4 protein-coding genes (1 of these 4 running past the window's edge) are annotated in these 7,450 nt (G+C 32.8%); all 4 read left to right on the forward strand.

Features of this window, described 5'->3' with window-relative positions:
• Positions 1 to 25 precede the first annotated feature (25 nt).
• Positions 26 to 1,330, forward strand: coding sequence for an ammonium transporter (locus KO506_RS02990; RefSeq protein WP_215993418.1), 1,305 nt, complete (start codon positions 26 to 28; stop codon positions 1,328 to 1,330).
• 127 nt (positions 1,331 to 1,457) lie between these two features.
• Entirely contained in the window at positions 1,458 to 1,808 is a 351-nt protein-coding gene (locus KO506_RS02995) for a P-II family nitrogen regulator (RefSeq protein ID WP_215993419.1), read from the forward strand.
• Between the two features lie 6 nt (positions 1,809 to 1,814).
• The gene (locus KO506_RS03000; RefSeq protein ID WP_215993420.1) at positions 1,815 to 3,044 is read left to right on the forward strand and encodes an ammonium transporter; all 1,230 of its coding nucleotides are present in this window, start codon (positions 1,815 to 1,817) and stop codon (positions 3,042 to 3,044) included.
• A 217-nt stretch (positions 3,045 to 3,261) separates the two neighbouring features.
• On the forward strand, positions 3,262 to 7,450 hold the 5' portion of the coding sequence (gene gltB, locus KO506_RS03005) for a glutamate synthase large subunit (RefSeq protein ID WP_215993421.1). 323 nt of this gene lie beyond the right edge of the window; the window shows 4,189 of its 4,512 coding nt (coding positions 1-4,189); the start codon lies at positions 3,262 to 3,264; its stop codon lies beyond the right edge, outside the window.

The following is a 7,450-nucleotide window of genomic DNA, read 5'->3' on the forward strand; positions in this document are numbered from 1 at the left end:
AATTACTAACTAATAAATATATAATATGAGTTTATTTTTAACATTATTTCAAGATACTCCATCTGAAGCTGCTCAAGTTTTAGAACAAGTTAATGGAGACATGGGAATGCTTTGGATGCTAATTGCAGGTATCTTAGTTTTCTTAATGCAAGCAGGATTTACATTAGTAGAATCTGGTATGACAAGATCTAAAAATGCAGTAAACATAGCAATGAAAAACTTGCTAGACATCTGTGTTGGTTCTATAACTTTTTGGTTAGTAGGTTATTCTTTAATGTATGGAGACACTTCTAACGGATGGTTCTTTTGGAGTGGTTTATTCCAAGGAGAAGGAGCTGATTTATTCTTCCAAACAATGTTTGCTGCAACAACTGCAACAATCGTATCTGGAGCAATAGCTGGTAGAACAAAATATACAACTTATATTATATTTTCTTTAATCATGACTGCGATCATCTATCCAATTTCTGGTGGATGGGAATGGAATGGTGGATGGTTAAACGATACAGATGGTATTATGCCAGCTGAGTTTATCGATTTTGCTGGTTCATCTATTGTACACTCTGTAGGTGGTTGGGCTGCTTTAGTAGCTGCATTTATGGTAGGTCCTAGAATAGGTAAATACGTAGATGGTAAAGTTTTACCAATTCCTGGTCATAACCAAATATTAGCAACTTTAGGTGTTTTTATCCTTTGGTTTGGTTGGTTTGGTTTTAATGGTGGATCTCAATTAGCTTGGGGTGGTGCTGATGCAACTGGTGCTTCTAACGTAGTATTAATTACAAACTTAGCTGCTGCAGCTGGTGGTTTAGGTGCATTAGTTACAACATGGATCTGGTATGGTAAACCTAACTTAGGACAAACATTAAATGGTTGTTTAGCTGGTTTAGTAAGTATTACTGCTGGTTGTGGTAACATGACTGCTGGTGGTGCTGTATTAGCAGGTTTAATTGGTGGTATAATTGTTGTATTCTCAATTGAATTTATTGAAAAGAAATTAAAAATTGACGATGCAATTGGTGCTGCTTCTGTACATGGTGTAGCTGGTGCATGGGGTACTTTAGTTATAGGTCTTTGGGGTGTAGATGGTGATACTGCAATTGGTTTATTCAATGGTGGTGGTGCAGCTCAATTAGGTGCTCAAGCAATTGGAGTTTTAGCTTATGCTGTTTGGGCAGTAGCTTTATCTTTTATTATTTTAGGAATCTTAAAAGCAACAATGGGATTACGTGTAACTAAAGAAGTTGAAATCGAAGGATTAGATATTTCAGAACACGGATCAATCGCTTATCCTGGAAAAAGAGTAAGAGAATTTGATACTGATAAATAGAGTATTGCTCTAATAATTAAGATTATAATTTATAAATCACGCAACTTTAAAAGTTGCGTGATTTTTTTGTTATAATATTTTTTTACTATTTTTCACAAAATTATAAAATTAATCAATCATAATTAGCATGAAGAAAATCGAAGCAATTATTAGAAAATCAAAATTTAGTGCCGTAAAAGAAGCACTTCATGAAGTTGACGTAAACTTTTTCTCTTATTGGGATGTAACTGGTTTAGGCAACGAAAAGGAAGGACATGTATACAGAGGTGTAAGTTATAGCACTAGTGACATACAACGTAGATATTTATCTATAGTTGTTAATGATGATTTTGAAGAAGTAACCATAAAAGCACTACTTAATTCTGCTGCAACAGGAGAAGTTGGTGATGGTAAAATTTTTGTATCAGACATTACAGAAGCTTACAGAATAAGAACAGGAGAAAAAGGAGGCGAAACTTTAAAAAAAATATCAAAATAATAAAAAATGGAAGGAATTTTTACAGCAAATAATGTATGGATGATGATCTGTACAGCATTAGTTTTCTTTATGCACACAGGTTTCGCATTTTTAGAAATCGGATTAACTAGACAAAAAAACACAATTAACATACTATTTAAAAATATATTTATAATAACTGTAGGTTTACTGCTATATTACATTGGTGGCTTTAACCTTATGTATCCTGGTTTTGAAGAAGGCTCTGCTGGTTTTATTGATTTTGCAGGTTTTGGTATTTCTGCACCAGAAAACGGAATGACAACAGAATACGCAGATGGTGGCTACACATGGTGGACAGATTTCTTATTTCAAGGAATGTTTGCTGCAACTGCTGCAACTATAGTTTCTGGTGCAGTAGCTGAACGTATGAAAATTGGTCCGTTTATGATTTTTACAATTATCTATGTTGGTTTAGTTTACCCAATTACTGGTTCTTGGAAATGGGGTGGTGGTTTTTTAGACCAAATGGGGTTCTATGATTTTGCAGGTTCTACACTAGTACATTCTGTTGGTGGTTGGGCTGCATTAGTTGCTGTTTGGTTACTTGGGCCGAGAATAGGCAAATTCAAAAACGGAAAACCACAAGCAATACCTGGACACAATATACCTCTTGCAACAGCTGGTGTTTTAATTCTTTGGTTAGGTTGGTTTGGTTTTAATGGTGGTTCAGTACTATCAGCAGATCCAGAATTAACATCTTTAACACTAGTAACAACTTGCTTATCTGCTGCAGCTGGTGGAGTTGTAGCTGCATTAGTATCTTTCTTAAAATACAAAAACCTTGATTTAACAATGTTTCTAAATGGTATTTTAGGTGGTTTAGTTGGTATTACTGCTGGTGCTGATGTAATGACGCCAGAGAGCGCAATAATTATTGGCGCTATTGCAGGTACCTTAATTGTTTTTGCTGTAGCTTTTGTTGACGCTATAAAACTAGACGATCCTGTAGGGGCTATTGCAGTACATTTAATTTGTGGTATTTGGGGCACATTAGCTGTAGGAATTTTCTCTACAAACCCAGAACACACCTTCTTAATACAATTAAAAGGGGTAGCTTGTTATGCAGCTTTTTGCCTAGTATCTTCTTTTTTAATTATCTATACTCTTAAAAAAATAGTAGGAATTAGAGTAAGTGAAAAAGAAGAATTAGAAGGCTTAGATGTCCATGAACATGGAATGGATGCTTATCCAGACTTTAGACTAAACGAACATTAAAAGTTTACATTTAAAACAAAATCCGCCTTTAAACTTAACATTTTAAAGGCAGATTTCTTGTTTTTATGAATTTGACAAATATAAAACATTAAAATTATCATAAATATGTTTTTTCTACCTTATTTTTAATTTCATCATAAAAATTACATCAAAGATCTCTTAAAACTGAATTATATTCAACAAAATACATAGCTTTGTAAATATAATTGAATATAATATGGAGAAACAAGGACTGTATTTACCAGAGTTTGAACATGAAAATTGTGGAGCTGGTTTTATATGTAATTTGAATGGAGAAAAGACAAATCAAATTATACACGATGCTTTAGAAATCCTAGTAAAACTAGAACATAGAGGTGGTGTTAGTGCAGATGGAAAAACTGGTGATGGAGCTGGTTTATTAATAGATATACCTCACGATTATTTTACTCGTGTTTGTAATTTCTCTCTGCCAGATCAAAGAGAATATGCTGTTGGTATGGTATTTCTCCCAAAAGTTTCAAATCAATATAAATTTTGTAAAACTACTTTCGAATCCGAAGTAAAAAAACAAGGCCTTTCTGTTTTAGGATGGAGAGAAGTACCTGTAGATTCTACTCAACTGGGTGAAATTGCTTTAAACTCTGAACCAAATATAGAACAACTCTTTGTTGGTAAAACAGAAGACATTGATGAAGCCACTTTTAAAGCAAAATTATATGCTGCTCGTAAAATAGCTGAACACGAAATTAGAAATTCAAAAATTTCTGAAGCTGATTATTTTTACATACCTAGTTTATCTATAACTACAATTATCTACAAGGGTATTATAATGCCAGAAGATATTGGCCCATATTATAAAGATCTTCAAGAAATAGATTTAGTTACTCGTTTAGCATTAGTACACCAACGTTTCTCAACGAATACAATGCCAACTTGGGAACTTGCTCAACCATTTAGACACATGTGTCAAAATGGAGAAATAAATACTTTACGTGGTAATGTAAGTAGAATGCGTGTACGTGAAGAAATCATGAAAAGTGATGTTTTTGGAGATCAAATAGACAAACTTTTTCCAATAATATTACCAGGAAAATCTGATTCAGCTTCTATGGATATGGTTGTTGAACTATTAACACATACAGGTCGTTCATTACCAGAAATTATGATGATGATGATACCTGAAGCTTGGGAAAAACATAAAACAATGCCAGATGCTCGTAAAGCTTTTTACGAATATAATGGTTGTATTATGGAACCTTGGGATGGACCTGCTTCTGTACCATTTACTGATGGAGATTATATTGGAGCATTATTAGACAGAAATGGTTTAAGACCATCTAGATATACGCTTACCAAAAGCGGTAAATTAATTATGTCTTCTGAGGTTGGTGTAGTAGATATTGATCCTTCAGATATAAAAAAACATGGTAGATTAGAACCGGGAAGAATGTTTTTGGTAGACATGAATGAAGGTAGAATTATTGATGATGAAGAAATCAAAAATAAGGTAGTTTCTGAGAGACCTTATCAAGAATGGTTAGATAATACTCGATTACATTTAAAAGACGTTCCTTATACTAGCGAAACTTGCCCAATTGAAACGATAGATATAAAAACACGTCAGCGTTTATTTAATTATACTTTCGAAGACATTCAAGAAGTAATTACACCTATGGCACAAGGTGGTAAAGAAGCTTTAGGCTCTATGGGTATAGATACACCTTTAGCAGTTTTATCAGATAGGCCACAATTAATCTCTAATTATTTTAAGCAATTATTTGCACAAGTTACAAACCCTCCTTTAGATGGTATTAGAGAAAATATTGTAACTGATATTAGTTTAAACTTAGGAAAAGACAGAAATATTTTCAGCATAACAGACAGACAATGTCGTAAATTAAGAATACAGAATCCTGTAATTTCTAATGCTGATTTAGAAAAAATTAGAAATATAGATATTGAAAGTTTCAAAGCAGAAACTATTCATATGTTATATCCAAAATCAAAGGGTTTAAACGGTTTAGAAGATGCTTTAGATAATATTATAATTCAAATAGAAAAAGCATTAGAAAGAAAATCTAATATTATTATCCTTTCAGATAGAGGTGTAAATCAAGAAAATGCACCAATACCAGCTTTATTGGCTTGTTCTTACGTAAATCATCAATTAAATAGACTACGTAAACGTTCTCACTTTGATATTATTATTGAATCTGCAGAACCACGTGAACCACATCATTTTGCAACTTTATTTGGTTATGGAGCAAGTGCTATTAACCCATATATGGTAAACGAAATTATCAGAATGCAAGTTAAAGAAGGCTTTATTACTGATATGGATGAGCAAAAAGCAGTAGACAACTTTAACAAAGCTATTGGTAAAGGTGTTTTAAAAGTGATGAACAAAATTGGAATCTCTACTTTAAAATCTTACAGAGGTTCTCAAATTTTCGAAATTGTAGGTTTTAATTCTCAATTTGTAGAAAAATATTTCCCATATACAGCATCAAGAATAGAAGGTATTGGTTTATATGAAGTTGAAAAAGAAATAGATCAACGTTATAAACAAGCATATCCAGATAATCAAATCGATAAAAATTTAAGTTTAAATATTGGTGGTGATTATAGATGGAGAAGAAATGGTGAACGTCATTTATTTAACCCAACAACTGTTTCTAAATTACAGCAGGCTGTTCGTTTAAGTGATCAAAAAAGTTACGATGTTTATGCAAAAACAATAAATGAACAAGCAGAAAGTTTAATGACAATTCGTGGTTTATTCGAATTTGATAACTTAGACCCAATTCCTTTAGATGAAGTAGAACCTTGGACAGATATTGTAAAGCGTTTTAAAACAGGTGCAATGTCTTATGGGTCTATCTCAAGAGAAGCTCATGAAAATTTAGCCATAGCAATGAACAGAATTGGTGGTAAATCAAATTCTGGTGAAGGTGGTGAAGACAGAAGACGTTTTCAAAAAGATATAAATGGTGATAGTAGAAACTCTGCCATTAAACAAGTAGCATCTGGTAGATTTGGGGTAACCTCTCATTATTTATCAAACGCAAAAGAGATTCAAATTAAAATGGCACAAGGTGCTAAACCTGGTGAAGGTGGACAATTACCTGGCTATAAAGTTTTACCTTGGATTGCAAATGCGAGAAATTCGACACCATTTGTAGGTTTAATTTCTCCTCCTCCACATCACGATATTTATTCAATTGAAGATTTAGCACAACTAATTTTCGATTTAAAAAATGCAAATCGTGAAGCTAGAATTAATGTGAAATTAGTTTCAGAAGTTGGTGTAGGTACAATTGCAGCAGGTGTTGCTAAAGCAAAAGCAGATGTTGTTTTAATTTCTGGTTACGATGGTGGTACAGGAGCTTCTCCACTTACCTCTTTAAAACATGCAGGTTTACCTTGGGAACTTGGTTTATCTGAAGCACAACAAACTCTAGTACTTAATAATCTAAGAAGTAGAATTGTTGTAGAGTGTGATGGACAATTAAAAACAGGACGTGATGTAGCTATTGCTGCTTTATTAGGTGCAGAAGAATTTGGTTTTGCAACAGCTCCTTTAGTCGCTTCAGGTTGTATTATGATGCGTAAATGTCATTTAAATACTTGTCCTGTTGGTATAGCAACTCAAGATAAGGATTTAAGAAAAAACTTTAAAGGTACACCTGAACACGTAATAAACTTTTTCTATTACGTTGCAGAAGAATTAAGAAAAATTATGGCACAACTTGGTTTCAGAACTTTAGCTGAAATGGTTGGACAAACTCATAAAATTAATGCAAATAAGGCAATTAAGCATTATAAAGCAAAAGGATTAGATTTATCAAGTATTTTACACAGACCTTCAGTTTATAGAAGTTTAACTGTTAAAAATACTGAAAAACAAGATCATAATTTAGAAAACGTATTAGATTTTACAATATTAAAAGATTCTCATAGAGCTTTATATCGTAAAGAAAAAATGAACCTAGCTTATCCTATTAATAATATAAATCGTACAGTAGGAGCTATAGTTAGTAACGAAATTTCTAAAATATATGGTCACTTAGGTTTACCTGAAGATACTTTAAATATCAATTTTACAGGTTCTGCAGGTCAAAGTTTTGGGGCATTTGGTGCTTACGGGTTAACTTTTACTTTAGAAGGTAATACAAACGATTATTTAGGTAAAGGTTTATCTGGTGCAAAATTAATCGTTAAAAAACCAAAAGAAGCAGATTTTATTGCTGATGAAAATATAATTATTGGTAACGTTTGTTTATTTGGTGCTGTCAATGGTCAAGCATATATAAACGGAATTGCAGGTGAACGTTTTGCTGTACGTAATTCAGGAGCAACAGCAGTTGTAGAAGGTGTAGGTGATCATTGCTGTGAATATATGACTGGAGGTAAAGTAATTGTTT

It is taken from the genome of Polaribacter vadi (assembly GCF_018861005.1).
GTDB lineage: Bacteria > Bacteroidota > Bacteroidia > Flavobacteriales > Flavobacteriaceae > Polaribacter > Polaribacter vadi_A.

Bases quoted from the DNA above. Each gene is read 5' to 3' on its own strand.
- KO506_RS02990 (WP_215993418.1), top strand. From the start codon at position 26: ATGAGTTTATTTTTAACATTATTTCAAGATACTCCATCTGAAGCTGCT.
- KO506_RS02995 (WP_215993419.1), top strand. From the start codon at position 1,458: ATGAAGAAAATCGAAGCAATTATTAGAAAATCAAAATTTAGTGCCGTA.
- KO506_RS03000 (WP_215993420.1), top strand. From the start codon at position 1,815: ATGGAAGGAATTTTTACAGCAAATAATGTATGGATGATGATCTGTACA.